A 26,364-nucleotide genomic window follows, 5' to 3' on the forward strand; every position below is an offset into this window, starting at 1 on the left:
TCAGCCCGCCCGCGAGATCACGAGATTGCCGAAGCCGTCGACCTCGGCGACAAGGCCCGGATCGACGAAGATCGTCGTGTCCGCCTGCTCCAGCAGGGCCGGACCGGCGACCCGCGCGCCGACGGCGAGCGACAGGCGCTCGTAGATGCCGGCCTCGTGCCAGGCCCCTTCCGCATAGACCCGCCGCGTGCCGGTGCGGCATTCGGCGGCCGGCTTGCCGCCCTGCGGGGCAAACAGGGCCATGTCGAGCTGCGGCCGGCGACCGATTACCGCGATCCGGTAGTTCATCACCCGCATCGGAATGCCGTCGAGCAGCCGGCCGAAGGCGCTGCGATAGGCGGCCTCGAAGGCCTCGCGGATCGCGTCCGCGGTCAGGTCGTCCTCGCCGATCTCCAGCGGTACGCCGACCGTGTGGGTCTGGCCGAGATAAAGCATGTCCAGCTCGACCAGCCGGTCGATGGCGGAGAAGCTGACGCCGGCGCTGCCGAGCACGGCGCGCGTCTCCTCGGCATCGCGCAGGATGGCGCGGCCGAGCTCTGCGGCATCGAGTTCGGAGAGCAGCCGGTTCACCGTCTGCACCCGGTCGTGCCGCATGTCGGCGACGACGCAGCCGAGCGCCGAGGTGACACCGGGGAAGCGCGGCACCAATGCGGAGGCAAGGCCGACCTCCTTGATCAGGGCGCCGGTGTGCAGCGCGCCGCCGCCGCCGAAGGGCATGGCGGCGAATTTCGCCGGGTCGTGGCCCTTCTCGATGGAGACGAGGCGGATGGCGCCGGCCATCTTGGCGTTGGCGAGCTTGAGGATCGCCTCCGCGGCCTCCTCGACGGAAAGGCCGAGCGGGGTCGCGATATGGCTGTCGATGGCCGCGCGTGCCGCATCGATGTCGAGCCGGTCGAGCTTTCCGCCGATGGGCCGGTCCGGGTTGATGCGCCCGAGCACCACATTGGCATCGGTGACGGTGGGCCGGGTGTTGCCGAGGCCGTAAGCCACGGGACCGGGGTCGGAGCCGGCCGATTCCGGGCCGACCTGCAGCAGCCCGCCCTTGTCGACGGCGGCGATGGAGCCGCCGCCCGCGCCGATGGTGGTGATCTCGATCATCGGCGTGCGCACGACCATGCCGAAGTCGATGGCGGTCTGGGCGGCCAGCGCCGCCTCGCCGCCGGCCACCAGCGACACGTCGAAGGAGGTGCCGCCCATGTCGCAGGTGATGATGTTGTCGAAGCCGGCGGCGCTGGCGATGCGCGTTGCCGCGATCACGCCGGCTGCCGGGCCGGACAGCGCCGTGCGCACCGGGTAGCGCTTGGCGGTGTCGATGGACATGACGCCGCCGTTCGACTGGACGATCAGGATATCCCCGGCAAAGCCCTCGGCCTTCAGCCCGGTTTCCAGCCGGTCGAGATAGGACGAGACGACGGGCTGCAGATAGGCGTTGAGGGTCGCCGTCGACAGGCGCTCGAACTCGCGGATCTCGGGCAGGATTTCGGTCGCGGCGGTGACATAGGGGTTCGGCCAGACCGAGCGCACCGCCTCGACAGCGCGGCGCTCGTTGTCGTTGTTGGCATAGCCGTTGATGAAGAAGACGCAGACCGCATCGCAGCCGGCGTCCGCCAGCGCCTTCGCCTGCGCGGCGACTTCCCGTTCGTCGACCGCGCGCAGCACCGAGCCGTCGGCGAGCACGCGCTCGGAGACCTCGACCCGGTCGGTGCGCGCGACGACGGGGGTGAAGGCGCCCTTCAGGCCCCAGGTCGTCGGCCGGTCGCGGCGGCGCATTTCCAGCACGTCGCGAAAGCCTTCCGTGGTGATGATGCCGGTACGCGCGCCCTTGCGCTCCAGCAGCGCGTTGGTCCCGACCGTGGTGCCGTGCACGACGGTGCGGATCTCGCCGAAGTCGGCCACGCGCGAGGCGATGCCCTCGATGAAGCCCTTCGACTGGTCGCCGCGGGTGGAGGGGACCTTCGCGGTGGTGATGCGCCCGTTCGCCTCGTCGAGGATGAAGACGTCGGTAAAGGTGCCGCCGACATCGACGCCGATGACAAATGCAGATCCGCTCATTCGGCGGCCTCCCGGGAACGAAGGGACTGGGTGCGGGCGGCATCGATGCTGCCGTCCTCGTTCAGCGCGACGCGGTAGTCCACCTGCGCACTGTCGCGGGTCACATAGCCTTGCGCCACATCGCGGGCGACGGCCTGCGGGTCGCGGGCGCCTGGCGCGCCGTAGCCGCCGCCGCCGGGCGTTTCCAGCCGCAGCCGCTGTCCGCGGGCGATGCGGATGCCGACCATCTTGGAGGCCATCGGCGGCTCGTGCCAGCCGTCGGCCTGCTCGAAGGAGAAGCGGTTGAGGGCGGCCGGGCCGCCGCCGACGACGCCGGGAGGGGCGTGCCGCCCGCGTTCGCCGAACAGGAAGACGTCGGCGTTTTCCTCCAGCAGCTCGATCTCGTAGGTCGCGCCGAGGCCGCCGCGCGTCTCGCCGGGACCGGCGGAATCCGGCCTGAGCGCCCACTGGGTGAAGCGCACCGGATAGGCCGCCTCCAGAATCTCCAACGGCGGGATCGTAGCGGTGGAGATCGGCGCGTTGCCGTGGTTGAGCCCGTCGCCCCCGGCATGGGCGCCGTGGCCGCCGCCGAAGAAGGAGAACATCACCCAGCGGCGGCCGTCCTTGCGGTGGCCGGCCAGCGACAGGGCGTTGATCGTGCCATAGGCACAGGCCATGGCCGGCTCCGGCGCGATCTTCGCCACCGCCTGGAACACCACGTCGATCAGCCGCAGGATGGTCTCGGTGTAGCCGCCGACGGGCTTGGGCGCGCGCACCGCCAGCAGCGAGCCTTCGTCGATGCGGAACTCCACCGGCTCCAGCACGCCGGCATTGGCCGGCACCTCGCCGAAGATGTGCTTCAGCGCGACGTAGCAGGCGGCGATGGCGGTGGAGCGCGAGATGTTGACCGGCCCCGCGCAGGCGGGCGAGGAGCGCGAGAAGTCCATTACCATGCGGTCGCCGTCGATGGTCAGGTCGAGGGCGATCTTCAGCGGCGTGTCGACGATGCCGTCATTGTCCAGCCAGTCCTCGGCCGAGACGGTGCCCTGCGGCAGCTCGGCGATCTGGGCGCGCATCATCCTTGCGGCGCGCGCCTTCAGCTCGATGAGGCAGGTGGCGACGGTGGCATCGCCATAGTCGTCGAGCAGCGCGTGCATGCGCTTTTCGCCGAGCTCCAGCGCGTTGATCTGGCCGTTGAGGTCGCCGTAGAGCGACAGCGGCAGGCGCGAGTTGGCGGACAGGATGTCGACCACGTCCTGGCGGAACTCGCCGCGGTCGTAGAGCTTCACCGGCGGGATCAGCATGCCTTCCTGGAAGCATTCGGTCGCGGCCGGGTTGTAGTTGCCCGGCACATTGCCGCCGACATCGTGCCAGTGGCCGACCGAGGCGAGGAAGCAGAACAGCTTCCCGCTGCGGAACACCGGCTTGACCAGCCGGAAGTCGGACAGGTGCGTGCCGCCGTCGTAAGGGTCGTTGAAGATCCACACGTCGCCCTCGTGGACGCCGCCGGACTTCGCCGCCTTGTCGATCACCGCCTTCACGGCAAAGGCCATGACGCCGACGAAGATCGGCAGGCCCGACTTGCCCTGCACCAGGGTTTCGCCGGTCGCGGCATCGTAGATGCCGTGCGAGGCGTCGTGCGCCTCGGCGATGATCGGGTTGAAGGCGGAGCGGAACAGCGTCGCGTCCATCTCGTCGGCGATCTGTTCCAGGCGACCCTTGAGGATCGCCAGCGTGACGGTATCGATCGCCATCAGGCGGCTCCCGTGTCGTAGCGCTCGCCGGTCTTCAGCATCTCGGGCGTGCCGATGACGCCGTTGAGGCCGGCGAAGTCGAACATGCGGTTGCGGAACGCCTCGTTGGAGCCGTTCGCGACCAGGTTCCCGTAATAGTCGCGCGCGGTGGCGGCCAGCGCGCGGACGATCCCGCCGGGGAAGATGCAGAAGCTGAAGCCCAGCTCCTCCAGCCCGGCGGCGTTGACGATGGGGGTCTTGCCGCCCTCCACCATGTTGGCCATCAGCGGCACCCGTCCGCCGAAGCGGGCGTGGATGGCGCGGATCTCTTCCAGCGAGCGCGGTGCCTCGACGAAGAGCATGTCGGCGCCGGCCTCCAGATAGGCCTCGGCGCGGTCGAGCGCGGCCTCGAAGCCTTCCACCGCGATGGCGTCGGTGCGGGCGATGATCAGCGTGCCGTCGCTGGCGCGGGCGTCGCAGGCGGCGCGGATCTTGCCGGCCATCTCGCCGGCCGGGATCAGCGACTTGCCGTTGAGGTGGCCGCAGCGCTTGGGGCTGGTCTGGTCCTCCAGCTGCAGGGCGTTGGCGCCCATGCGCTCGAAGACGCGCACCGTGCGCTGGACGTTCAGCGCATTGCCGAAGCCGGTGTCCGCATCGACGACGATGGGAAGCGCCACCCGGTCGCGGATCACGGCGATGGTGTCGGCGACCTCGCTCATCGAGACGAGGCCGATATCCGGCCTCCCGAAGCGGGTATAGGCGATGGAGGCGCCCGACAGATACACGGTCTCCGCGCCGCTCTGCTCGGCGATCAGGGCCGTGAGCGCGTCGTAGACGCCGGGCGCAAGCAGGATGCGCGGTCCGGCGAGTCGCTGCTTCAGGTCGGGCAGCGGCGGGGTTGCGGGCGTTTCCAGGCTCATCGGCCTTGCTCCTTCTGGCGCTCTTGCGCAAAGCGCTTCTTCAGATGCGGCACCAGCCCGCCATCGGCGAGCAGGGCCTTGAGATTGTCGGGCAGCGGATCGAGGGGGAGGGCGGGTTTTTCGCCTGCGCGCTCCAGCCGGCCGGTGTCGAGATCGAGAGTGACGCGCTCGCCCTCGGCAAGATCGGCAAGGCTTGGCGCGGTCAGCACCGGCAGGCCGAGATTGATCGCGTTGCGGTAGAAGATGCCGGCGAAGGACAGGGCGACGACGCCGGCAACGCCGAGATGCTTCAGCGCCTCGGCCGCCTGCTCGCGCGAGGAGCCCATGCCGAAGTTCTTGCCCGCAACCACCACGTCGCCGGGGGCGACGCTTGCGGCGAAGTCCGGCCGCACGCCCTCCAGGCAATGGGCGGCAAGGGCCGCGATCCCGCCCTTCATGTACTGGCCCGGCGCCAGCTGGTCGGTGTCGATGTCGTCGCCGAACAGGAAGACGCGCCCGCTCATGCTGTGCCTCCCGCGCCCTCGGTCAGCATCAGGCGCGGATCGGTGATCCGGCCCGCGACGGCGGAGGCCGCCACGGTCAGCGGCGAGCCGAGCCACACCTTGGAGCTTGCCGCCCCCATGCGGCCCTTGAAGTTGCGGGCCGTCGACGAGATGCAGGTGACGTCCTCGCCGAGCCGCGCGCTGCCGTAGCCCGCGCAGATGCCGCAGGCGTTGGGCAGCAGCTTCGCGCCGGCCTCTTCCAGCACGGCCATGATGCCGTCGCGGGCGGCGCGGTCCTGGTCGCGGCGCGAGGCCGGGGCGACCAGCAGCTCGACACCGGAGGCGACGCGCCGGCCCTTCAGGATGCGCGCGGCATTGGCGAGGTCCTGGTACTTGGCGCCGGTACATGCGCCGAGATACGCCACGTCCACCGGCGTTGCCGGTGCGTCGTCCACCGGTCCGCTATTGGCCGGCGAATGCGGGGCTGCCACCTGCGGGGCGAGATCTCCGGCCGCAAAGACGTGATGCTCCATCAGCTGCGCGCCGGGATCGGTGCGAAGGCCCTGCCAGTCGCCCCAGCCGGCCGGGTCGCTGCCGGCCTCTCGCAGGAAGGCGGCCGTCACCTCGTCCGGGGCGATCAGCCCGGCCTGTCCGCCCAGCTCCGCCGCCATGTTGGAGAGCGTCATGCGCTCCTGCATGGAGAGCGCGGCGATGGCCTCGCCGGTATATTCGACCGCCTGATACTTGCCGCCGTCCATGCCGAGCCGGCCGCACAGGGCGAGCATGATGTCCTTGGCGGTGACCCCGTCGGAAAGCCGCCCGCGCCATTCGATCAGGATGGTCTCGGGCACCTTCAGCCAGATCTCGCCGGTGGCGAGCACGCCGGCCATCTCGGTCGCGCCGACGCCGAACATGTAGGCGCCGAAGGCCCCGCCCGTCGGCGAATGGCTGTCGCCGCCGACGACCAGCATGCCGGGCGCCAGGTGCCCGCGCTCGGGCAGCACCACATGGCAGATGCCTTCGCCGTCGTGGAAGGCGACCTTGCGCTGCGCCGCCCATTGGCGGGTCATTTCGAGGATCCGCGCGCCCTCGTCGGTATCGCCGGGCACGAAGTGGTCGGAGATCAGCACGACCTTGCTCGCATCGAACAGGCCGACGCCGAGGTCCTGCAGGATCGGCTCGACCCGGCGCGGGCCGCCGCTGTCGTGGATCATGGCAAGGTCGACACGGGCGGTGACGATCTCGCCGGGCGCGACGCTGGCCCTGCCGGCCGCGCGCGCGACGATCTTCTGGGCGAGGGTGGTGGGGGAGGCGGTCATCAGGCAAGCCCCAGATAGGAGCGCTTCAGCTCGGGATCGTCCATCAGCTGCGCGGTCGGGCCGGACAGGCGGATCTCGCCGTTCTCCATGACGAAGGCGCGCGCGGCGATCTCCATCGACTGCAGCACGTTCTGCTCGACCAGCAGGATCGGCAGGCCGCTTTCGTTCAGCTTGCCGATCAGCGCGAACATCTCCTCCACCAGCAGCGGCGACAGGCCGATGGAGGGTTCGTCGAGGATCAAGAGGTCCGGCTCGGCCATCATGCCGCGGCCGATGGCCAGCATCTGCTGCTCGCCGCCGGACAGGGTGCCGGCCTTCTGGGCGGAGCGCTCGCGCAGCCGCGGGAAGGTCTCCATCACCCGCTCCAGGTTGCGTGCCCGGTTCGCCTTGCCCCGGCGATAGGCGCCGAGCTCCAGGTTCTCGCGCACGGCAAGGTTCGGGAAGATGTGGCGGCCTTCCGGCACGTGGATCAGGCCCCGGTCGACGATTGCCTGCGGCGACAGGCCGGCAATCGGCTCGCCCTTGAAGCGGATGGTTCCGCTCCAGGCCGGCAGCAGGCCGGACAGGACCGAGGAGGTCGTGGTCTTGCCGACGCCGTTGGAGCCGAGCAGGGCGACGATCTCGCCGTCATGGATGTCCAGCGAGACGCCGCGCAGCACCTCGACCGCGCCATAGCCGGCGCGCAGGTTGACGATCTCAAGCATGGGCGCCTCCCGCGGTCATGCGCTGGCGCGCGATCCGCTCGGCCATGCCCTTGCCGAGATAGGCCTCGATGACGAGCGGGTCGCCCACCACCTCGGCCGGCGGGCCTTGCGCGATCAGTTCTCCCTGGTTCAGCACCCAGGTGTGCTCCGACAGGCTCATCACCGCCTGCATGACATGCTCGATCAGGAGGATGGTGACGCCCTCATCGCGGATGGCGCGGATCACCGGGATCACGTCGCGGATCTCGGACGGGTTGAGCCCGGCCAGCACCTCATCGAAGAGGATCAGCTTGGGGTCGGTGGCGAGCGCCCGTGCGACCTCCAGCCGCTTGCGCCCGGCCACCGTCAGCGCCGCCGCATCCATGTCCAGCCGGTCGCCGAGGCCGACCTTGCGGGCGACCTCCTCGGCCTTGGCGAGTGCCGCATCGCGCGAGCGGATGTGCAGATGCGCCCCGACGGCGATGTTCTCGCGCACGCTCTGCCCGGCGAAGGGCTGGACGATCTGGAACGTGCGGATCATGCCGCGCCGGGCGATATCCTGCGGCGCCATGCCGGTGATGTCCTCGCCCAGGAACGAGACCTTGCCGGCATCGGGCTTGTGAAAGCCGGTGATCAGCGCGAAGAGCGTCGTCTTGCCGGCGCCGTTCGGGCCGATCAGCGAGGTGATCTTGCCCTTCGGCACGGACATCGAGATGTCCTTGGAGGCCTGCAACCCGCCGAAGCTCTTCGACACGCCCTCGACGCGGAGCATGGTATCCGACTGTGCCGTCTCAGACATTCGTGGTCTCCCGCGAGCTGCGGCGTGCCGACAGGCGGCGCACCAGACCGGCAAGGCCGCGCGGGGCGAACAGCACCATCAGGATCAGGATCGTGCCGTAGAGCACCAGGCTGATGCCCGGCAGGTCGCCGATCAGCGCGCGCGAGGCTTCCGAGACGCCGTGCAGGGCGACAGCCCCGAGCAGCGGGCCGAACAGGGTGCCCATGCCGCCGACGATGGGCACCAGCAGGCTCTCCACCGAGATGGCGGGCCCATAGGCGATGGCCGGGTCGAGATAGAGGAAATATTGGGCGTAGAAGACGCCGGCGAGGCCGGAGAACAGGCCCGACAGCATGATCGCCCGCATCTTCACCGCGAAGGGATCGACGCCGAGGGCGCGCGCGGCGTCCTCGTTGTCGCGCACCGCCATCAGCCGCGCGCCGAAGCGGGAATGGCCGATCCACCACACGGTAAGGAAGGCGGCGAGCGCGATGGCCCAGACCAGCCAGTAATAGCCGGCCTTGGAGGCGAATTGCAGGTTGGCGGCGCTCTGCTCGAGCGGGATCAGGATGCCGACGCCGGCGCCGGTGAAGGGCACGGTGTTGGCGAGGATCCGCAGCACCTCGGCAAAGGCCAGCGTCACCAGCGCGAAATAGGACCCGCGCAGGCCGTAGCGGAACGTGGTGAAGCCGATGAAAGCGGCGACCGCCACGGCCATCAGGCCTCCGGCGACAAGGCCGATCCACGGATTGACGCCGAGCTGCACCTGCAGCACCGCGACCGTGTAGGCGCCGGTGCCGAAGAAGGCGGCATGGCCGAAGGAGAACTGGCCGCCATAGCCGCCGAGGATGTTCCATGCCTGGCCGAGCAGGGCGGCGTAGAGGGTCATCAGGATGGTGTTCTGCCAGGCCTCCGAAGTGACCACGAAGGGCACGAAGAACAGGGCGGCGAAGACGAGACCGAGAAGGGCGAGCTGGCGCATGGGTCAGACCTTGTGTCCGAGCAGCCCGGTCGGCCGGAAGACGAGGACCAGGATGAAGATCAGGAAGATGCCGATCTGGCCGAGGCTCTCGCCGAGGAAGAGACCGCCGAGCGCCTCGACGACACCGATGATCAGCCCGCCGACCAGCGCCCCGACGAAGGAGCCCATGCCGCCGAGCACGACGATGGTGAAGGCGATCAGCACGAAGCCGTGGCCGACCTGCGGCGTCACGTAGTAGCTCGGCAGCAGCAGGCAGGCGGCAACGCCTAGGCAGCCGATGCCGAGACCGAAGCTCATGGCGAAGACGTGGTCGACATCGATGCCGACGAGTTTCGCACCCTTGCGCTCCTTGGCGAGCGCGCGGATCGCGCGGCCAAGGTCCGTGCGCGACATCAGCAGCCACAAGAGCGCGGCGGTGACGAGCGCCCCGGCGAAGGCGATCACCTTGGGCAGCGGCAGGAAGGCGCCGAGGATCTCGACCACCTCGAAGGAATAGGGCGTGTCGACGCTGCGCGTGTCGGAGCGGAAGACGAACAGCGCCAGGTTCTCGATGACGATCGACAGGCCGAGCGTGACGAGCAGGATGTTCTCGTCGCGGCCGTGGCTGGCGCGGCCGATGATGCCGCGCTGCAGGGCATAGCCGAGCGCGAACATGGCCGGCGGCACGATCAGCAGCGACACGTAAGGATCGATGCCGAAGCTGCTGTGCAGGAAATAGACGGCGTAGAGACCGACCATCAGCAGCGCCCCATGGGCGAAGTTGATGATGTGCAGCACGCCGTAGATGAGCGTCAGTCCGAGCGCGACCAGCGCGTAGAGCGCACCCGTCGTCAGCCCGTTGAGCACGGAAGGAACGATGATCGCCAGGTCCGGCATGGTCACCCGATCGCTGTGCAGGAGGGGGCCGGGCGGGAGTTTCCCCGCCCGGCAGTCATCGTCGATGGGGCGACGATTACGACTTCATCGGGAACACGGTCTGCGCCGAGGCGAACTCTTCGGGGAAGATCACCTCGATGACGCCGTTCTGGACCTGGGTGTTGACCGGCTGGGCGCCCTCGTTCTGCCCGTCGACCATCTTGGTCGGGCCGTAGGGCATGTAGGACATGTCCAGCGTCGAAGCCGCAAGGGCCGCATTCACGGCCTCCTTGTCGGTGGTGCCGGCGCGCTCCAGCGCGTCGGCATAGGCAAGCACGGCGTTGTAGGCCAGGAAAACCTCGTAGGTGTAGATCAGGCCCTTGGCCTCGGCGGCGGCCTTGCGCTGCTGGGCGAGGTCCGATTTCGGGTTGAACCAGTGGTTGCAGTCCATGATCAGGTCCGCAGCCTCCGGGAACTCCTTCACGAACTGGTAGCTGGAGGCGGCGCCGCCAAGCACCGAGTAGATGCCCATCGCCTCGACGCGCTGCTGGCGCATGGTGCGGGCGAGCAGCACATACTCGTTGTAGTAGTTCGCCGGGATGATCAGGTCGGGCTTCTTCGACTTGATCTGCAGCACGATGTTGGTGAAGTCGCGGGTCGGGTTGGCGTGCTTGATGACGTCGACGACCTCGATGCCCTTTTCCGGCAGGCGCTTCTGCAGCAGCTCGGCGGTGCCGGTGCCGAACAGCGACTCCTCGTGGATGATCATCGCGGTCTTGGCCGGCGCACCGGCGGCCTTGTTGATCGTGTCGAGATTGTCGACCGCGAACTGGGCGATCTTGCCGTAGCCGGGGCTGAAGCGGAACGTGTTCTTCAGGCCGCGCTGGACGATCTGGTCGGAGACGCCGACATCGACGATATGCGGCGTGTTGGTCTTGGCCGCTTCCTGCGAGGTCGCCAGCGAGATCGCCGAGGAATAGCCGGCGACGATGCCGTCGGCGCCTGCCTCGACCATCTTGGTCACTTCGGCCGCGCCGATCTCGGGCTTGCCCTGGCTGTCGGCCAGCATCGCCTCGATCTTGGCACCGCCCAGCGACTTGATGCCGCCGGCGGCGTTGATGTCGGCGATCGCCATCTGCGCGCCCTCGCGGCACTGGGTGCCGGAGAAGGCGATGAAGCCGGAAACCGGATGGATCAGGCCCAGCTTCACCGCTGCCGGCTGCGCCCGCAGGATGGCCGGAAAGCCGGTGATGCCGAGGCCGACGGCGGCCGCGCCCGTGGCAAGGAACTCGCGGCGGCGCAGGCCACCGGTCTTCTTCGTGCCTGTCTTGTTCGTGTCAGTCATTCGCAAACCTCCCACTACAGGCCGCCTCATGCGGCCGGCTGGTGACCCCGGAACCCCACTTTTGGTTATCCGCCGCCGGCCGGGACCGGCGAGGAGCTTGTCGTTGTCCAGCGCGGGCCGCTTTCGGCGCGCACCCGTCGCATGGACATTTCGAAACGGTAGAGATCCGGCCTGTAGAGGACGCGGATGTATTCGACCGGCCGTTCCATCCGGTCGCGCACCACGCGGCGCACCTCGATGAGGGGCGAGCCGGCGGGAATGGACAGGACCTCGGCGACCTCGGTGTCGGCGACGGTTGCCGAGATGGTCTGCCGGGCGGAGGCGACATCGACGCCGGCGCGCTCCAGGAGGTTGAGAAGCGGCTGCGAGTTCAGCTCGTCGCGCTCGTACTGGCGGCCGATATCGGCGGGCACATAGGTGACGAGATAGGACATCGGCTCGCCCTCGAGCCGGCGCACGCGCACCGCGCGCTGGACCTCGGTGCCCGGCTCGATCTCGAGCGCGGCGGCGATTTCCTCGCTCGCGGGCGGATAGGCGAAGGACAGCACCTGCGCGGTGGTCGACTGGCCCATCAGCGAGATGTTCTCCAGCCAGCCCTCGATGGAGGAGGTGACGGCCGGGGCTGGCGGCCGGTTGACCACCCTGGTGCCGCGGCCGCGCTCGCGGATGACGAGGCCGGCATCGGCCAGCTCGTTGAGCGCGCGCTTGGCGGTGATGCGCGAGACGCCGAACTCGGTCGTCAGGTCCTGCTCGCTCGGCACCCGTTCGCCGGCGGCGAGATCCCCGCCGTAGATGCGATTGCGCAAGATCAGGAAGATCTGGTGGTAGAGCGGCACCGGGCCGTTGGGGTCGAGGGCGCTGGTCGCGGGCGCTGCCATGCTGCCCGCATCCGAGCCTGCCGCCGATCCGTTCCGGGACTTCGTCGCTGCCACCTGTGGCCCGCCTCGCGCTCTGGAGCAGCCGTCTTGTGCGGCCGTTCTTTCCGGTTGATGTGTGATAATGGTATGTCATTATATCAATATGTCAACTGGCTGCTCTTTCGCGAAATATCCTTGTTTTCGGCAGGGGCGGCGGCGGGCCAAAGACTTGGCCAGAGAACAGGGAGGAGAGGCGGATGCCGGTGGTGCGCGTGACGTTGATCGAGGGCTATCCGGCCGAGACGCGGCGGCTTCTGGGCGAGCGGCTGACTGCCGCCGTGCGCGGTACGATGGCCGCGCCGCTGGAGGGAATCACCGTGGCTATCGAGGAGGTGCGGCCCGACAACTACATGCGCGGCGGCACGTCCCGCGTGCCGGGCGCCCCGTCTCCCGACCCGCAGGCGCTGGTGCGCGGCTTCCTCGAGGCGATGGAGGCGCGCGATCTCGCCCGCGCCTCGGAATATCTCGCCGAAGGGTTCGTCATGACCTTCCCCGGCGGGGTCAGCTTTTCCCGGCCCGAGGAGCTCGCCGCCTGGGCGAAGGGGCGTTACCGCTTCGTGCGCAAGACCTATGAGGGGTTCGACACGGCGCTGGGCGTCGAGGGCGCCACGGTGTTCTGCTTCGGCACCCTGTCGGGCGAATGGCCGGACGGCACCGCCTTTTCCGGCGTGCGCTTCATCGACCGGTTCGAGGTCGAGGCGGGCAAGCTGACGCGGCAGATGGTGTGGAACGACCTAGTCACCCGAATCTGAAGTTCGTCGTATTTCACGGCATGCTCTGAACGAACTTCAGATTCAAAAGGGTGACTAGCAAGTTTATGTTTCTAGTGTGGTTTTCGAATTTGAAATACGCTCTGGGTGTGCTGCCAAAGTGAGGCGTATTTCAAATTCACCACACTAGCCGAGACCCTGCGCGGCTGAACGCGGGGCCCTGTCTCACAGCCCCTGCAGCAGGTCCTGCAGCATGTGGGTGATCAGGTCGATCCTGCCGAGCGCCTCGCGCAGCTCGTCCTGGTCGCGGTGGCTCAGCGCGTCGAGCCGCACCCGGTTGGTCGGCGGCACGCCGGCCTCCAGGTCGACGATCTGCTGGGTCAGGATCAGCCGCATCAGGAATCCGTGGATGTCGGCGAGCAGGTCCGCATCCGCCTGCGAGCGGCCGGCCTTTTCCGCCGCCTGGCGCAGGCGCTGGGGCGTCGACAGCGAGGCGACGCCGTGGCGCAGGGCGATGGCGCGCGCGCCCGAGACGATGGGCAGCAGCCCGCCGGCCTTGAGGTCGACGCGGCCCGTGTCGTCCTTCTTGATCCGCCCGAACAGGCCGAGCGGCGGGGCGTGGCTGCCGGCGGCATTGCCGAGTGCCCGCAGCATGGAGAGCGAGCCGCGGGCGATCTCGCCGGCGTCCCGCCGCAGCTGTCCCGCCAGTCGGCTGCCGCCGCTGCCCGACACATGCGCGGGCGTGAAATCGTAGAAGATGTCGACGCTGAGCAGCGCCTGCGGCGAGGGGTGGCCGGCCCAGTCGCGCGCCTGATCCAGCCATTCGCCGAGGCGTCGCCGCCAGGGCCGGTTCTTCGCCATCACCCCGCCCTTGCAATAGGGGATGCCCGCGCGGTCGAGGATCTCGTTGATGCGCGCGGCAAAGCGGGTGAACCAGTCGTCGGGGTCGTCGAGATCGCCCGTATAGTCGTCGGCGATCACCAGCGCATTGTCCTGGTCGGGGGCGAGCAGGCTCTCGCCGCGCCCGCCCGAACCCAGCACCAGCAGCGCATAGTCGGCCGGCGCCGGGCCACGGCCGGCGGCCACCAGCTCCGCCTCGGCCAGTTCCGCCGCGCGCCCCGTCATTGCCCGGGCTTCCGCCGCGATGATCGCCGCCACCTGCCGTGCGTCCTGGCCGTCGGCCAGCAGCCCGGCGGCGAGCGAGGGCAGGGCGGCCTGCACCCTTGCAAGATCGCGCGGGCGGGCGGCGGTGGCGATCTCGTCGCCGACGGTCAGCGTTGCCAGCGCGCGCTTGCGCAGCAGCGTGCGCAGAGTGAAGACGCCGGCCAGCCGTCCGGCGCCGTCGGTGACGCCGATATAGCGCAGGTTGCGCCGGGCCATCAGGCCGAGGGCGCGATAGAGGAACGTGTCGTCGGGCGCGCTGATCACCGGCGCGCTCATCACCTTTCCGACCGCAACCTCGCTGGCGCCAGGTCCCTCGCGGGCCAGCGCATGCAGCACGTCGCGTTCGGTGACAATGCCGGGCTCCCCGTCCTCGTGCGCGGGATCGACGATCAGGCAGCCGATGCCGCGGTCGGCCATCAGCTGCGCGGCCTCGTGCAGGCTCGCCTCCGGCGCGATGCAGATCGGCGGGCTGTTCATCACGTCGGCCAGCCGGTGGCGGTAGAGAAAGCTGTCGATGGCGCGCTGGCTGCCCGAGCGCATCACCGCGCGGGAGAAGTCCGGCCGCTCGGAGGGGCGCTCGAACCAGCCGGCCTCCTCCTGCCGGGCGATCAGGCCGGCGGGCTTGCGCGACAGGTTCTCCGCCTCCGCGAGCGTGCGCACGTCCTTGGCGAGCAGCCTGGGGATCAGCGCGGAATAGATCCGCGCGGTCGCGACCGCATCGCCGAAGGCGGTGTGCCGCCCTTCCACCGGGATGCCGTAGCCGAGCGCCAGACTGTCGAGCGAGGTGTCGATCATGGCCCGGTCGAGGCCCGCGACCAGCAGCGCCACGTCGAGCGAGCGCGGCTCGCGCCAGGCGATGCCGTGCCGGTCGGCCTCGTGGCGCAGCACGGCGAGGTCGAAATGGATCGAATGGCCGACGACGACGGAATCGCCGATGAATTCCAGCAGCCGCGGGCCGACTTGCGAGAAGTCCGGCTTGCCGGCGACGTCCTCGTCGCCGAGCCCGTGGATGCGGCGGGCGACCTCCGGGATCGCAAGGCCGGGGGCGACGAGTTCCTGGAAGCTGAGTTCGGGATGGACCTCCACCCCTTCCATGCGCACCGCGCCGATTTGCACGATGCGGTCCTTGCGGATGTCGAGACCGGTGGTCTCGGTGTCGAGCACGACCACGTCGAGCGCGATCAGGGGCGTCGCGCCGGCGCGTTGTCCGTTGCCTTGGCGCGACGCCGGGCTCACGACACCGCCACCATCCTGTCGGAGAGCTGGCGGGCGAAGGCGACGAGGTCGATGCGCTTGCGCAAGGTGGCCTGGTAGTCGATGAAGCGGAAGGCGACGTTGTTGACCACCATCATCTTGTCGGCCTCGCGCACGGCGCTGTCGATGGGGGCGTGGTCGAGCAGGCGCAGGGCGGTGGCGATGGAGATCGCGTCCGGCTTGAGCGGCGGCTTGGCCATGTAGACCTCCAGCCGGCGGTCGAACTCTTCGATCACGTCGTCCCAGCCGCGCTCGGCGCGGTGCTCGGGCATCTCCTCGGCGGCCAGCACCGTGCGGTAGAGTTCGGCAAGGCCGGCGGCGCGCAGCTTCGGATCGGCGGGAAGATGCGGGCGCACCTCCGCCTCGATCATCAGGATCAGGTCCTGCGCCGCGACCGCGAATCCCTCCCATTTGCAGATCTTCAGCGCCATGCCGAATCCCTCGTCCTGGAACAGGCGGGGGCCGGCGAGCAGCGAGCGGGCGCGCAGATACGAGTAGCTCGCCCCTTGCGCGAGAAAAGCCGCGCCGGCGCGGATCGCCTCGACCGCCGAGTCCCAGTCGGAGCGCTGCCGTCGGGGCAGGATGGATCCAATCAAATCAAGCACTTGGTGCTACTCCCTGGTGGTCGGCCGGTTGGTCCCGGCTTTCGTGATTAGTCTTTCGGATAACTTTCCTTTTCTACATTGAAGAGAATAACCTGACGGCGCAAGTGCCCCTGCATTGCAATATATCGCATGCTGCTAGTGCGAAAAGGTCGGGGAGGACCCTATTAGACTTTGTGATTATTGCGGGCGGGGAAGACCGGGCTGGCCGAGGTCGTTCAGCCGACGGTGCATTCAGTGGGAGGATTTGTTTTGACCGAGAAACTGCCACCGGAAGTGGCGGAGGCGCACTGGTCCAAGACGCGCAACCTGATGTGGGTTTCGCTGGCCATCTGGGCGTTCTTCGGCTTCTTCATCCACTTCTTCGTGACGGCGTTGAACGACGTCGTGATCCTTGGCTTCCCGCTCGGCTTCTACATGGCCGCGCAGGGGTCGCTCATCGTCTTCGTCATCCAGATCTTCTGGTTCGCTTCGCGCCAGAATGCGATCGACGAGGAATTCGGCGTCGCCGAAGACTGAGGGGGATCCAATGGCACTTTCCATGAAGGGTGATTTCACCGACAACCTCGGGAAGATCTACGGGATCTACGTCGGCGGCTTTGCCGCTTTCGTCGTCCTGATGGCGATCTTCTCCATGATCGGCGTGCCCGACAGGTTCATCCTGTGGTGCTACATGGCCGCCACGATCGGCATCTACGCGTTCATCGGCATCATGTCGCGAACGGCGCAGGTGGCGGAATACTACGTCGCCGGACGCTCGGTGCCTGCCATCTACAACGGCATGGCGACGGGCGCGGACTGGATGTCCGGCGCGTCCTTCGTCGGCATGGCCGGCACGCTCTTCGTGCTGGGTTATGACGGCCTCGCCTTCGTGCTGGGCTGGACCGGCGGCTACGTGCTGGTGGCCGTGCTTCTGGCACCCTACCTGCGCAAGTTCGGCGCCTACACGGTGCCCGACTTCCTGGGCACCCGCTACGGCGGCAACATGGCCCGGCTCGTCGGCATCGTCGTGCTGTTCTGCTGCTCGTTCACCTACATCACGGCGCAGGTCTACGCCTCGGGCATCATCGCCTCGCAGTTCCTCGGCATCGACTTCCGCTATGCGGTGTTCGCCGGTCTTGCGGGCATTCTCGTCTGCTCGATGCTGGGCGGCATGAAGGCGGTGACCTGGACGCAGGTGGCTCAGTACATCGTGCTGATCGTCGCCTACCTGCTTCCGGCGATCTGGATGTCCACCGTGCAGTTCGGCATTCCGGTGCCGCAGCTGACCTACGGCGGCGCCCTGTCGCAGATCGCGGAGTACGAGCGGCTCCTGGAGGTCACGCGGACGCACGTCGCGCCGTTCCAGACCTACAGCGCCCAGGACTACTTCTTCCTGATCTTCTGCCTGATGGTGGGTACGGCCTCGCTGCCGCACATCCTCATGCGCTTCTTCACGACCCCGACGGTTCGTGAGGCGCGCAAGTCGGTGGGCTGGTCGCTGCTCTTCATCTTCCTGCTGTACTTCACGGCTCCCGCCTATGCGGCCTTCTCGAAGTTCAACCTGATGGGTCTCTTCGTGGGTGCCGGCGCGGAGGCGAACTACCAGCTCGCCTTCTCCGCCATTCCGCAGTGGATGATCCAGTGGGGCTCGATCGCCGGTCACCAGCTGGTGACGATCTGCGGCGTGAAGGCGGAAACCGTCGCGGCGATTCAGGCGGCCTGCGAGGCCAAGGGGTTCGCAACGGGCTTCCCGTATACCGAGCTGAAGCTGAACAACGACATGATCGTGCTTTCGACCCCGTCGATCGCCGGCATGCCGATCTGGGTTGTCGGTCTCGTCGGTGCCGGCGGTTTCGCCGCGGCGCTCTCGACCGCCGACGGCCTGCTGCTGGCCATCGCCAACGCCCTGTCGCACGACGTCTACTACAAGATGATCGACCCGAATGCGGACGCCAAGCGCCGCCTGTTGGTCGCCAAGATCCTGCTTGTGGTGGTCGCGCTTGCGGCGGCCTTCCTGGCGCGCACCAAGCCGTCCGACATTCTGTCGATGGTGGCGTGGGCGTTCTCGATCGCGGCTGCCGGCCTCTTCGCCCCGCTCGTCATGGGCGTGTGGTGGAAGCGGACGACGACGCTCGGTGGCGTGCTCGGCATGGCGTCCGGCTTCTGCGTCACGATGTACTACCTGATCGGCAACGTGTACGGCTTCGACTTCGTCAAGGGCACGGGCGACGAGATCTCGTGGTTCGGCGTGGCGTCGATCTCCGCCGGCGTCTTCGGTGTCCCGGTCGCGTTCGTCGTCACCTATGTGGTGTCGCTGATCACGCCGGAGCCCAGTCAGGAGATGCAGGACTTCGTGGATCGTCTGCGCCTGCCCAAGGGCGGAACGATGATGGTTCAAGGCCACTGACAAAGCGGCTATAGAACAAGGCGCAGGGCCCACGGGCCCTGCGCTTTTTTATCCTCGAAGGGACGGACATTCATGCCAGCTTCCGCGTTCGGCGGCGTTCTTCTGCTCATCGCCACCTACCTGCTCGCCCTCGTCACCTTCATGGTCGCCGGCGCTCCTGCCGAAGTGGCGATCTTCCTGGGCGGAACCTATGCGTTGACCGGGCTTGCCGCCTTCCTGTTCTCGCGAGGGGTGCTGGAGTTCTTCGTCGGCTCGGACCGCGATCTCACCTTCTTCGTGGTGCTGAGGAAGCTGACCGATCCGCTGCTGGCGCTCACGGCGCCGATCACGCCGGGCTTCCTGATGCCCTTCGCGGCGTGCCTCTACTCGGCCTTCCTGTTCTTCCTGCTGAAGCTGTTCCTGTTCGGCGACGCCTTCCTCGAAGTGCCGCCGCTGTTCATCCTCATCTACCTGGTGGTGATGTCGGCGGCCTGAGCGTTGCGGGCCGGCAGGTTCTCCGTGCTCGGGCAAGGGATGTCGAAGGCATCGACGAAGCGGCTGATCGCGGCGCAGATCGCCGGATCCTGGTCGTCGGGGCAGGGCACCTGATAGACGTAGCGGCGAATGCCGATATAGATGATCCCGCCGTGCAGGTTCCAGATGTCCTCCATCTCCGGCTTGCGGGGGCCGGGGGCGGCGTGGCGGAACTCCTCCATCAACGGACGCAACAGCAGCCCGCTGACATGTTCCAGGTAGCGCCGGTTCAGCTCCGCGCCGGCGAGGCCGGAGAACATGAAGATGCGCATCCATTCGTAGCTGAAGATCGCCTGCGTGTATTCGCGGTAGAAGGTCAGCGCCCGGTCGTGGATCGAGCGGCTGCGGTCGGCGATCAGCGCCGGCCAGTCCGGCGAGATCCGGTCGAGATAGACGCTGCGATAGACCGCCTCCAGCAGGTCGGTCTTGGTGCTGAAATAATTGAAGATCAGCGACTGCGTGACACCGAGCCGCTTCGACAGCTCGCGCGTGTTTCCTTCCAGCCCCACTTCGGAAAAGTAGGCCGTCGCGCCGGCCAGGATCATCGCCCGTCGCTCTTCGGGGGACAGGCGCTTGCGATCGCCTGCGGAAGGGGAAGCTTTTGTCATCGTGCTGCGCTCTTCGGGGCAGAATTTCTGGGCTGACCTCTTGTTGAGGGCGGAAACCGCTCCGTCAAGTTTTCTCTTGCAATTTCTCCGGCCGCAATAGATCATTTGATCAATAAGAGTGTGCCGCCGATCCGGGACAACCTTTCCGGGGGGAAAGGGCCGGGTCGCCATGGCGGCGCGGGGGAGGAAATCGAGATGAAAGCCGCAGCGGCCGGGTACATCCGGGCGAACGATCTTGTTCACGCCATTTCCCTGCTTGAGCAGTCGCGGGGCGAGGCGCGCATCCTTGCCGGCGGGCAGAGCCTTGTTGCATCGCTCAATCTGCGACTGGCCGGCGAAACGTCCCTTATCGACATCAACGGCGTTGCCGAACTGTCGGGCATCGAGCTCGTCGGCGAGCGCCTGCGCATCGGCGCGCTGACCCGTCACCGGGAGCTCGCCACCTCCGACCTCGTCGCTCGCCATGTGCCGGCGATTGCGCAGGCCGCACCCCTGATCGCCCATGCGGCGATCCGCAATCGCGGCACCATCGGCGGTTCGCTCGCCTATGCCGATCCTGCAGCCGAGCTGCCTGCCTGCATGCTGGCGCTGGATGCCGAGATCGTGCTGCGCGGCCCTGCCGGCGAGCGGCGCGTGCGGGCCGGCGACTTCTTCATCGACCTGTTCACCACCGATCTTGCCGAGGACGAGATGATCGTCGCCGTCGAGGTGCCGGTGGCGATGGCGGGCGAGCGCCAGACCACGATGGAGCTGGCGCGCCGGTCGGGCGACTACGCGCTTGCCGGCATCGTTCTGGTCGACCGCCCGTCCGGTGTCCGCGCCGCCTTCTTCGGCGTCGGGCCGACGCCGGTCCTGGCCACCGGCGCGATGGCCGCCATCGACCGCGGCGCTTCTGCGGACGAGGCGGCCGAGCTGCTTGAGGGCGACCTGCAACCGCTCGACGACGTCCATGCCCCGGCTGCCGTCCGTCTCCATCTGGCGCGGGTGCTGCTGCGCCGCGCCCTTGCCGCGACACGTTCCTGAAGGTCCGACATGTCCGATACAGCGCAGAGCTTTCCCACCCGCGTCGACATCTCGCTCACCGTCAACGGCGAGCCGGTCGACGCCCGTGTCGACGTCTCCCGCCATCTCGTCGACTTCCTCCGCCTCGATCTCGGCCTCACCGGCGCCCATGCGGGCTGCGAGCACGGGGTCTGCGGCGCCTGCACGCTGCAGGTCAACGGCGAGATCGTGCGCGGTTGCCTCATGCTGGCCGCCCAGCTCGACGGTGCCGAAGTGTGGACCGTCGAGGGCCTGACCGAGACCGGCGCGCTTGCCGACCTGCAGGCGGCCTTCGTCGAGCGCAACGCCCTGCAGTGCGGCTTCTGCACGCCGGGCATGCTGTTTGCCGCCGCCGACATCCTGGGGCAGGGCGGTCAGCCCAGCCGCGAGGAGATCCGCGAGCACATTTCCGGCAACTACTGCCGCTGCACCGGCTACGAGGCGGTGGTCGATGCCATCGAGACCGTCGCGGGTTCCCGCGCGCGGGCTGAGGAGGTCTCGGCATGACCATCAATTTCGGCAACCCCGACCGCCCCAACAGCTATATCGGCCGCACGGTTCCCCGCCCCAATGCCCGCCGCCTGGTGGAAGGGCGCGGGCGCTATGTCGACGACATCGTGCTGCCGCGCATGCTGCATGTCGCCTTCGTGCGCAGCCCCCATGCCCATGCGCGCATCCTGTCGGTGGACACGCAGGCCGCCGCCTCCGTGCGCGGCGTGCGCCGCATCTTCACCGGCACCGAGCTTGCCGAGCATTGCACGCCCTGGGTGGCGGTGCTCGCCCATCTCAAGGGGCTGAAGTCGGCGCCCCAGCATGCGCTCGCCATCGACCGGGTCACCTGGACCGGCGAGGCGGTGGTCGCGGTCGTCGCCGACAGCCGCGCGGCGGCCGAGGACGGGGCGGCGCTGGTGGAGGTGGAGTACGAGCCGCTTCCCGTCGTCACCGACATTCGCACCGCGCTCGATGAGGCGACGCCGCTCATTCATCCCGAGCTCGGCGACAACCTCACCTTCCGCCGCCTGCACGAGCAGGGCGAGGTCGACAAGGTCTTCGCCGAGGCGCACACGGTGGTCGAGGCCAGCTTCAAGACCGGCCGCCACACCGGCGTCTGCCTCGAGCCGCGCTCGATCCTTGCCGACTACAATCCGGCCGAAGGCCAGATGACGGTCCATCACTCCACCCAGGCGCCGCACATGATGCAGAGCATCATCGCCCGCCATCTCGACCTGCCCGAGGGCAAGGTCCGGGTGATCTGCGGCGATGTCGGCGGCTCCTACGGCATCAAGGTCCACGTCTATCCCGACGAGATGGCGACGGCGGCGATCGCGAGGGCAATGGGCCGGCCGGTCAAGTTCATCGCCGACCGGGTCGAGAGCTTCGCCACCGACATCCATGCCCGCGACCACGAGATCGACGCGCGCATCGCCGTCGACGGCGAGGGGAAGATCCTTGCCATCGACGTCGACGACTGGACCGGCATCGGCCCCTATTCGGTCTATCCGCGCACCTCGGCCATCGAGGGCAACCAGGTGGTCAACCTGTGCGGCGGCCCCTACGACTTCGCCGCCTACCGCGCCCGCACCACGGTGGTTCTGCAGAACAAGACGCCGACCTGCCAGTATCGCGCCGTCGGCCATCCCATCGCCGCGGCGATCACCGAAGGGCTCGTCGACTTCGCGGCCGAAGCGCTGGGCATGGATCCGGTCGAGATCCGCCGCCGCAACCTGATTGCGGACGATGCCTATCCCTACACCTCGCCGGCCAACATGCGCTTCGAGGGCCTGTCGCATCACGCCTCGCTCGCCAAGCTGCTGGAGCTGATGGACTACGAGGGCCTTCGGGCCGAGCAGGCGGCGCTGCGCGAGAAGGGCATTTATCGCGGCATCGGCATCGCCAGCTTCATCGAGCTGACCAATCCGAGCCCGTTCATGTACGGCATCGGCGGCGCGCGCATCTCGGCGCAGGACGGCTGCACCGTGCGCATGGACCCGGACGGCAGCGTCGTTGCCATGTCCGGCGTCACCGAGCAGGGCCAGGGCACCGAGGCGATGCTGGCGCAGGTGGTCGCCGAGGCGGTCGGCGTGCCGGTCGAGCGGGTCAAGGTGATCACCGGCGACACCCAGACGACGCCCTATGGCGGCGGCACCTGGGCCTCGCGCGGCGCTGGCATCGGCGGCGAGGCCGCGCTTCAGGCCGGCCTTGCGCTGAAGGAGAGCATCCTCACCGTTGCCGCCTCCATGCTGCAGGCCTCGGCCGACGGGCTCGACATCGTCGACGGTGCGGTGACCGACAAGGCCACGGGCGAGGCGCGCATGCCGCTGGAGGAGCTCGGTCGCATCGTCTATTTCCGCGGCGACACGCTGCCCAAGGGCCTGCCGCGCGAGCTGGTGCAGACCCGCCACTTCATCACCTCGGACTATCCCTTCGCCTTCACCAACGGCGTGCAGGCGAGCTATCTCGAGGTCGACACGGAGACGGGCTTCGTCAAGCTCCTGAAGCACTGGTGCGTCGAGGATTGCGGCCGGGTGATCAATCCGCGGCTGGTCGACGAGCAGATCCGCGGCGGCATCGTCCAGGGCATCGGCGGGGCGCTCTACGAGGAGTGCCACTACGACGAGGACGGCCAGCTGCTCAACGCCAACATGGCGGACTATCTCGTGCCGATGGCGGCGGAGATGCCGGACATGGTCATCGGCCATGTGGAGACGCCGACGAAGGAGTCCGTGCTCGGCGCCAAGGGCGCGGGCGAGGCCGGCACCGCCGGCGCGCCGGCGGCCGTGATGAACGCCATCAACGACGCATTGCGCCCGTTGGGGGGGCGGGTGACCGAAATGCCCTTCACGCCGGCCAGGATCCTGGCGGCGCTCGGGGCTGTGTAACGCGCCCTCAAGGGTGCCGGGCTTCGTCCGCTGACGGGGCCGAACTGGGGAGGAAGACCATGAAGTTCAAGCATCTCATCGTGGCTGCCGCGCTCGCGGGAACGGTCTTCGCCGTTCCGGCCAGCGCCCAGCAGACCATCACCGTCAACATCGGCTCCAGCCATCCGGAAGCGAATATCTGGGCCTGGGCGATGAAGAACGGCTTCCAGCCGGAGGTCGACCGCCTGCTCGCCGAAAAGGGCGATTACAAGGTCAACTGGGTCGAGTCCTACGGCGGCACGCTCTACAAGTTCACCGACACCCGCGAGGCGGTGCGCGACGGCATCGTCGATGTCGGCATGGTCGGCACGGTCTGGGAAGGCGCCACCATGCCGCTCCAGAACGTCACCTACTTCACGCCCTTCGCCACCGGCGACCATGAGCTCCTGATCGAGATCTTCGACAAGCTCACCGACGAACTCCCCGAGCTGCGCGACAGCTGGGCCGAGCAGAACATGGTGCACCTGTCGTCGCTGATCACCGACAGCTACGACATCTATGCCACGTTCGAGGTCAACAGCCTCGCCGACCTGCAGAACCGCAAGCTGAACGCGCCGGGCACCTCGGCCAACTGGCTGCGCGACACCGGCGCCACGCCCGTCGATGGCGCGCTGACCACCTACTACACCAACATCCAGACCGGCGTGACCGAGGGCACGCTGTCGTTTGCCTCGGGCATCCTGCCGACCCGCGTCTACGAGGTCGCGCCCAAGCTCACTCGCGTCGGCATCGGCTCGATGTATTTCGGCGGCATCGCCGTCAACAAGAGCTTCTTCGACGGTCTGCCGGAGGACGTGCAGGCGGCGTTCCGCGCCGCCGGCAAGGAGACCTCCAAGCGTCACGGCGCCTATGTCACGGAGAAGGCGACCACCGCCATCACCGAGATGCAGGCGGCGGGCCTGGAGATCCGCGAGCTTCCCGAGGAGGAGAAGCGCAAGTGGGTGAACAACCTGCCGAACATCGTCGAGCCGTGGCTGGCGACCGGCGGCGAGCCGGCGAAGACCGTGCTGAAGGCCTATTTTGCGGCCCTGCGCGAGCGCGGTGTCGAGCCGCTGCGCGCATGGGACGAGGGCCTGTAATATCCTTGGTGCTGCGATGATCGTCCCGCCCGGCCGCTTGCCGGGCGGGACTTGCTTGCCGGGGGGCGGGACGTTGCATGCGGGAAAAGCCAGCGGGGGAGACGATGGCTGAGGAAATCGACCTGGAGGCCGGCGAGGCGAGCGCGCCGCCGGTAAGCGCCGGGGTGCCGGGCGCCGCCGCGCTGGCCCTTGCCGCCAATGCGCTGGCCGCCATCGGCACCGTATGGATCTTCGCGATGATGCTGGCCATCGTCGCCGATGTCGTCGGCCGCAACCTGCTCAATGCCCCGATCACCGGTGTCGCCGAGGTCTGCGCCCGCTCGGTCGTCGCCATCGTCTTCCTGCAGGTCGCCTCCGCCATTCTCAGCGGCCGCATGACCCGGGCCGACTTCTTCGTGCGCGGGCTGGAGCGCGCGACGCCGCGCCTGATGGCGCTGGTCGACGCGCTGTTCTCGCTGGTCGGCGCCGCCGTCTTCCTGGCGATCCTCTGTTCCGCCTGGCCGGACACCGTCGGCGCCTGGCGCGGCAGCGAGTATTTCGGCGTCCAGGGCGTCTTCACCATTCCCACCCTGCCGTTCCGCGCCATCATCGTCGTCGGCTCGGGTTTTGCCGTTGCCGCCTATATCGCGGTCGCCGCCTCGCATCTCGCCGCCTACCGGAAGGCCCGTCCATGACCGCCCTGACCATCGGCGTCCTGCTGATCGCCGCGCTCATCTTCCTGGTGCTCCTTGGCATGCAGATCGCGGTGGCGCTGTTCGCCGTCGCCTTTGCCGGCGTGTGGATCATCCGCGACAATTTCGAGCTCGCTATGCGGCTCCTGTCGATCACCGCCTATAACGGCATCGCCGACTATCTCTTCGCCACCATCCCGCTCTTCGTGCTGATGGGGCTCCTGGTCAGCGTCTCCAATGTTGGGCGCGACACGTTCGAGGTCGCCGAAAGCCTGCTGCGGCGCATCGCCGGCGGGCTGGGCGTTGCCACCGTTGCCGCCAACACGGTCTTTGCCGCCGTCACCGGCGTCTCCATCGCCTCCGCCGCCGTCTTCACCCGCGTCGCGGTGCCGGAGATGCGCCGCCACGGCTACCGCGCGGGCTTTTCCGCCGGCACCGTCGCCGGCAGCTCCGTCCTCGGCATGCTGATCCCGCCGAGCCTGCTCTTGATCATCTACGGCGTGCTCGCCGAGGTCTCCATCGGCCGCATGTTCGTCGCCGGCGTCATTCCGGGCGTGATGCTCGCCCTCGGCTTCGTCGCGGTGATCATGCTGCTCGCCCGCTTCCGTCCCGCCTTCGTCTTCACCGATCCGTCCGCCGCCGCCGCGCGCACCGCCGCCCGCGAGCGCGAAATGGGCGGGCGCGAGATCGCGGTCAAGCTGCTGCCGATCCTGATGCTCGTCGTCCTCGTGCTCGGCGGCCTGTACAGCGGCTTCTTCACCCCGACCGAGGCCGGCGGCGTCGGTGCCTTCGGCGCGCTGGTCATCGCGCTTGCCCGCCGCAAGCTCGACCGCCACCGCATCTGGGAGGTCCTGAAGCAGACCGGCACGGTGTCCGTCGGCATCCTGATCCTGCTCATCGCGGCCGGCTTCTACAGCCGCATGCTGTCGGTCGCCGGCATTCCCAACGCCATCGGCGACGTGGTGCGCATGAGCGGCTTCGGCCCTTACGGCTTCCTCGTGCTCTATGTCGTGCTGCTGCTGCTGCTCGGCATGATCCTCGACAGCAGCTCGATCCTGCTGATCATGGTGCCCATCGCCGCGCCCATCGCCCAGTCGATGGGCTTCGATCTCATCCATTTCGGCATCGTCACCGTCATCGCGGTGGAGATCGGGCTGTTGACGCCGCCCTTCGGCATCTCCGTCTTCACGGTGCACAACACGCTGGCCGATCCGAGCGTCGGCGTGGAGCAGATCTTTCTCGGCACCGTGCCGTTCATGTTGGTCATGCTCGGTTCGCTGGCGCTGATCGCGCTGTTTCCCTACCTGACGCTCGCCCTCGTGTGAGGGCGATAACAGTTATCACCGGGGCGGAATTGACCCGTTTCGGTG

The 26,364-nt window shown here is 68.2% G+C and carries 24 protein-coding genes; 10 read left to right on the forward strand and 14 right to left on the reverse strand.

Going from position 1 to position 26,364, the window contains the following annotated elements; translation table 11 throughout:
* From ACVJ6E_RS05915 to ACVJ6E_RS05965, 11 genes are all read right to left on the reverse strand, one after another.
* On the reverse strand, positions 1–2,052 hold the full coding sequence (locus ACVJ6E_RS05915) for a hydantoinase/oxoprolinase family protein (protein WP_120267456.1): 2,052 nt from the start codon (positions 2,050–2,052) through the stop codon (positions 1–3).
* Entirely contained in the window at positions 2,049–3,788 is a 1,740-nt protein-coding gene (locus ACVJ6E_RS05920) for a hydantoinase B/oxoprolinase family protein (protein WP_120268314.1), read from the reverse strand. The genes ACVJ6E_RS05915 and ACVJ6E_RS05920 overlap by 4 nt, the downstream gene beginning before the upstream one ends.
* Positions 3,785–4,684 (reverse strand): isocitrate lyase/PEP mutase family protein, encoded by a 900-nt coding sequence (locus tag ACVJ6E_RS05925; RefSeq protein ID WP_120267457.1) that lies wholly within the window; start codon positions 4,682–4,684, stop codon positions 3,785–3,787. Before ACVJ6E_RS05925 ends, ACVJ6E_RS05920 begins: the two co-directional genes overlap by 4 nt.
* Positions 4,681–5,187 carry a LeuD/DmdB family oxidoreductase small subunit gene (locus ACVJ6E_RS05930; protein ID WP_120267458.1) on the reverse strand — a complete coding sequence of 169 codons (507 nt, stop codon included), beginning with the start codon at positions 5,185–5,187 and terminating at the stop codon, positions 4,681–4,683. The genes ACVJ6E_RS05925 and ACVJ6E_RS05930 overlap by 4 nt, the downstream gene beginning before the upstream one ends.
* Positions 5,184–6,485, reverse strand: coding sequence for a 3-isopropylmalate dehydratase large subunit (locus ACVJ6E_RS05935; protein ID WP_120267459.1), 1,302 nt, complete (start codon positions 6,483–6,485; stop codon positions 5,184–5,186). The genes ACVJ6E_RS05930 and ACVJ6E_RS05935 overlap by 4 nt, the downstream gene beginning before the upstream one ends.
* Entirely contained in the window at positions 6,485–7,189 is a 705-nt protein-coding gene (locus tag ACVJ6E_RS05940) for a branched-chain amino acid ABC transporter ATP-binding protein (RefSeq protein WP_120267460.1), read from the reverse strand. The genes ACVJ6E_RS05935 and ACVJ6E_RS05940 overlap by 1 nt, the downstream gene beginning before the upstream one ends.
* A complete protein-coding gene (locus ACVJ6E_RS05945; protein WP_120267461.1) occupies positions 7,182–7,967 on the reverse strand; it encodes an ABC transporter ATP-binding protein in 786 nt (261 codons plus the stop codon). The genes ACVJ6E_RS05940 and ACVJ6E_RS05945 overlap by 8 nt, the downstream gene beginning before the upstream one ends.
* Positions 7,960–8,928: a branched-chain amino acid ABC transporter permease gene (locus tag ACVJ6E_RS05950; protein ID WP_067334466.1), complete on the reverse strand. Its 969-nt coding sequence runs from the start codon at positions 8,926–8,928 to the stop codon at positions 7,960–7,962. The genes ACVJ6E_RS05945 and ACVJ6E_RS05950 overlap by 8 nt, the downstream gene beginning before the upstream one ends.
* A 3-nt stretch (positions 8,929–8,931) precedes the next feature.
* Complete coding sequence (locus ACVJ6E_RS05955; protein WP_120267462.1) at positions 8,932–9,804, reverse strand: branched-chain amino acid ABC transporter permease; 873 nt, start codon at positions 9,802–9,804, stop codon at positions 8,932–8,934.
* A 76-nt stretch (positions 9,805–9,880) separates the two neighbouring features.
* Positions 9,881–11,128 (reverse strand): ABC transporter substrate-binding protein, encoded by a 1,248-nt coding sequence (locus ACVJ6E_RS05960; protein ID WP_120267463.1) that lies wholly within the window; start codon positions 11,126–11,128, stop codon positions 9,881–9,883.
* Between the two features lie 65 nt (positions 11,129–11,193).
* The gene (locus tag ACVJ6E_RS05965) at positions 11,194–12,006 is read right to left on the reverse strand and encodes a GntR family transcriptional regulator (RefSeq protein ID WP_120267464.1); all 813 of its coding nucleotides are present in this window, start codon (positions 12,004–12,006) and stop codon (positions 11,194–11,196) included.
* Positions 12,007–12,242: 236 nt separating this feature from the next.
* Here ACVJ6E_RS05965 and ACVJ6E_RS05970 point away from each other — a divergent pair, with 236 nt between their 5' ends.
* Positions 12,243–12,797 carry a tautomerase family protein gene (locus ACVJ6E_RS05970; protein ID WP_120267465.1) on the forward strand — a complete coding sequence of 185 codons (555 nt, stop codon included), beginning with the start codon at positions 12,243–12,245 and terminating at the stop codon, positions 12,795–12,797.
* Positions 12,798–12,980: 183 nt separating this feature from the next.
* Here the strand turns inward: ACVJ6E_RS05970 and ACVJ6E_RS05975 are convergent, their stop codons facing one another.
* Positions 12,981–15,155 (reverse strand): DUF294 nucleotidyltransferase-like domain-containing protein, encoded by a 2,175-nt coding sequence (locus ACVJ6E_RS05975; RefSeq protein WP_120267466.1) that lies wholly within the window; start codon positions 15,153–15,155, stop codon positions 12,981–12,983.
* A complete protein-coding gene (locus ACVJ6E_RS05980; RefSeq protein ID WP_120267467.1) occupies positions 15,152–15,778 on the reverse strand; it encodes an esterase in 627 nt (208 codons plus the stop codon). Before ACVJ6E_RS05980 ends, ACVJ6E_RS05975 begins: the two co-directional genes overlap by 4 nt.
* Before the next feature lie 249 nt (positions 15,779–16,027).
* On the opposite strand from ACVJ6E_RS05980, the gene ACVJ6E_RS05985 reads away from it, so the two are divergent.
* The 3 genes from ACVJ6E_RS05985 (at position 16,028) to ACVJ6E_RS05995 (ending at position 18,638) form a co-directional block, all read left to right on the forward strand.
* Positions 16,028–16,294, forward strand: a complete 267-nt coding sequence (locus ACVJ6E_RS05985; protein WP_245165075.1) for a DUF4212 domain-containing protein — start codon at positions 16,028–16,030, stop codon at positions 16,292–16,294.
* A gap of 10 nt (positions 16,295–16,304) precedes the next feature.
* Positions 16,305–18,164 carry a sodium:solute symporter family protein gene (locus tag ACVJ6E_RS05990; RefSeq protein WP_120267468.1) on the forward strand — a complete coding sequence of 620 codons (1,860 nt, stop codon included), beginning with the start codon at positions 16,305–16,307 and terminating at the stop codon, positions 18,162–18,164.
* Between the two features lie 72 nt (positions 18,165–18,236).
* Positions 18,237–18,638, forward strand: a complete 402-nt coding sequence (locus ACVJ6E_RS05995; RefSeq protein WP_120267469.1) for a hypothetical protein — start codon at positions 18,237–18,239, stop codon at positions 18,636–18,638.
* Here ACVJ6E_RS05995 and ACVJ6E_RS06000 read toward each other — a convergent pair.
* Positions 18,611–19,285 carry a TetR/AcrR family transcriptional regulator gene (locus tag ACVJ6E_RS06000; RefSeq protein ID WP_120267470.1) on the reverse strand — a complete coding sequence of 225 codons (675 nt, stop codon included), beginning with the start codon at positions 19,283–19,285 and terminating at the stop codon, positions 18,611–18,613. The two genes, ACVJ6E_RS05995 and ACVJ6E_RS06000, sit on opposite strands and share 28 nt — an antisense overlap.
* Positions 19,286–19,480: 195 nt before the next feature.
* Between ACVJ6E_RS06000 and ACVJ6E_RS06005 the strand changes: the two genes are divergently transcribed.
* The 6 genes from ACVJ6E_RS06005 (at position 19,481) to ACVJ6E_RS06030 (ending at position 26,319) form a co-directional block, all read left to right on the forward strand.
* Positions 19,481–20,308, forward strand: a complete 828-nt coding sequence (locus ACVJ6E_RS06005; RefSeq protein ID WP_120267471.1) for an FAD binding domain-containing protein — start codon at positions 19,481–19,483, stop codon at positions 20,306–20,308.
* A gap of 9 nt (positions 20,309–20,317) precedes the next feature.
* Positions 20,318–20,833, forward strand: coding sequence for a (2Fe-2S)-binding protein (locus tag ACVJ6E_RS06010; RefSeq protein ID WP_120267472.1), 516 nt, complete (start codon positions 20,318–20,320; stop codon positions 20,831–20,833).
* Positions 20,830–23,205 carry a xanthine dehydrogenase family protein molybdopterin-binding subunit gene (locus ACVJ6E_RS06015; RefSeq protein ID WP_120267473.1) on the forward strand — a complete coding sequence of 792 codons (2,376 nt, stop codon included), beginning with the start codon at positions 20,830–20,832 and terminating at the stop codon, positions 23,203–23,205. Before ACVJ6E_RS06010 ends, ACVJ6E_RS06015 begins: the two co-directional genes overlap by 4 nt.
* Positions 23,206–23,264: 59 nt before the next feature.
* Entirely contained in the window at positions 23,265–24,323 is a 1,059-nt protein-coding gene (locus tag ACVJ6E_RS06020) for a C4-dicarboxylate TRAP transporter substrate-binding protein (protein WP_120267474.1), read from the forward strand.
* A 104-nt stretch (positions 24,324–24,427) separates the two neighbouring features.
* On the forward strand, positions 24,428–24,997 hold the full coding sequence (locus tag ACVJ6E_RS06025; RefSeq protein ID WP_120267475.1) for a TRAP transporter small permease: 570 nt from the start codon (positions 24,428–24,430) through the stop codon (positions 24,995–24,997).
* Entirely contained in the window at positions 24,994–26,319 is a 1,326-nt protein-coding gene (locus ACVJ6E_RS06030) for a TRAP transporter large permease (RefSeq protein WP_120267476.1), read from the forward strand. Before ACVJ6E_RS06025 ends, ACVJ6E_RS06030 begins: the two co-directional genes overlap by 4 nt.
* Positions 26,320–26,364 lie beyond the last annotated feature (45 nt).

It is taken from the genome of Stappia sp. G46H5W (assembly GCF_058448995.1).